This window comes from Streptomyces sp. NPDC007164 (genome assembly GCF_040634135.1).
GTDB lineage: Bacteria > Actinomycetota > Actinomycetes > Streptomycetales > Streptomycetaceae > Streptomyces > Streptomyces sanglieri.
Genome location: NZ_JBEYFB010000139.1, coordinates 1 through 1,734, shown reverse-complemented (window position 1 = coordinate 1,734; position 1,734 = coordinate 1). Strand labels below are relative to the sequence as shown.

At 66.6% G+C, this 1,734-nt stretch carries 2 protein-coding genes and 1 pseudogene; all 3 read left to right on the top strand.

The window, feature by feature from the left end; translation table 11 throughout:
- A partial coding sequence (locus ABZ622_RS42015) for a helix-turn-helix domain-containing protein (protein WP_360552608.1) occupies window positions 1-345 on the top strand: 345 nt, incomplete at its 5' end.
- Window positions 346-1,029: 684 nt separating this feature from the next.
- Complete coding sequence (locus tag ABZ622_RS42010; protein ID WP_360552606.1) at window positions 1,030-1,452, top strand: hypothetical protein; 423 nt, start codon at window positions 1,030-1,032, stop codon at window positions 1,450-1,452.
- 107 nt (window positions 1,453-1,559) lie between these two features.
- A pseudogene (locus ABZ622_RS42005) lies at window positions 1,560-1,688 on the top strand (IS6 family transposase); the annotation flags it as partial.
- Window positions 1,689-1,734 lie beyond the last annotated feature (46 nt).

The window sequence follows — 1,734 nt, the reverse complement described above, 5'->3', positions numbered from 1 at the left end:
TGCCTGGTGCCCTCGCGCTTCTGCTGGCGGATGCCGGTGGCCCTGGCCGACCCGGTCCTGCCGCAGGTGCTCGTCTACCCGGCGGCCCCTGCCGAGACCGCTTCGGTCGGTGACCTGCGAGCGCTGGTGCCGCTGCTGGGGCGGACCCGCGCTCGCGTCCTGGCCGCGCTCGACGGCGCGGTCACCACCGGCGAGCTGGCCGCCGTCCTGTCCGTCTCCGCATCCTCGGCCAGTGAACACGTCGCAGTTCTGCGGACCGCCGGACTCGCGGTGACCCGACGCGTGGACAACCGGGTTCTCCACTCGCTCAGCCCTCTGGGCAGACACCTGCTCCACGGCGGATGACCGGCCGGATACCGCAATGGTCAGACCAACACTGCCGGCTGCTACCGACATGGTCCTGGCGCCGTGCACGGCCACCCAGGCACCGGCAGCGGCCGTGTCCTTCCTCGAACGCGACCTTCTGACGCGTCGACACCACCCCGAGCCGGGCGCCATCGCTCCAGGAACTCAGCGCCCGGCGGGCGATTGGCGAGGGCGTTTCGGGCAGGCCCGAATGACCAGGACACGCACTTCGCGGGAATGCGAGTGTTGCCTTGCGGGGAGCCACCCGGCACCCCGAGGAACACATGCCGCCATCTCTTTTGGTCCGCGCGGCACAACGGGGAGACCACCACATGCGCACACGAAGGCTTATCGCCGCGTCAGTAACCGCCCTCGCCCACGCCGGCGGCGTGACCGGCACCGCCCACGCCGCCACACCCACCACAGGCGCCGCACCCGGGCACAGGACCTTCGCGCCCGCCGGGGACAACGGCGGCGCGCCCGGTAGTGGTGGCTTCGGGCCTGCCGGGGACAACGGCGGCGCGCCCGGGCGGCGTCAACGCCAGGACAGCGGAACAGGCGAGAGGGCGTGCCCTGACGAGCCTTCCAACCTTCTTCGGTGACGAGGCCGACAACAGATCTGAGTACCCGCGGCGCGCCTCACCGCTCGCACCTTGTCACTCACAGAGAAAGGAAAACGACACCGTGAAACTCCAACGTACCCGTACCTACCTCGCCGCAATGGCACTGACTGGCGCCGCAGCCCTAGCCACGACCGGACCGGCCATTGCGTCACAGGCCGCCGGAACACCACGGTCGGCCGTTGCCGAGATCTCCGAATGGAGCCGGTACGGCAAGACCTATCAGGGCAGTAACAGGGCCACGTGGGACCGCGTTGACTACGACTTCAACGTCTGCGACCAAGAGAAGGACGGCCACCCCGTCTACGCCTACTTCACTGCTGGGAGTGAAGACGGCAACTACTACTACGATCGAACCGGAGCTGGAGGGAAGTGCCAACACTTCAGTGGAACGAAATCTGGAAACACACGTCCCGGAATCATGTATGTGTGTGAAGAGGTCCCCGGCTGGGATCCCTGCAGCGATGGTGTAGCGACCTCGCTATAGCACTCCTCCGCAGATCGCAAACTGGCTGGCCAGAGCCAGGAGTTGGGCGCTGTCACGTTGGCTGACAGGATGGGAGGATCCTCGGGTTGGTCACGGTGGAGGGGATCGTGGGGAGCGCGTCGCCGTCGTACAAGGGGCACCGGTATCCGGTCGAGGTGATCTCGCACTGTATGTGGCTGTACTTCCGGTTCCCGCTCAGTTTCCGTGAGGTCGAGGAGCTGATGCTGGAGCGCGGCGGGGTTTTTGTTTTATATTAATTAAAAAACAGGGTGTGTGGCGGGC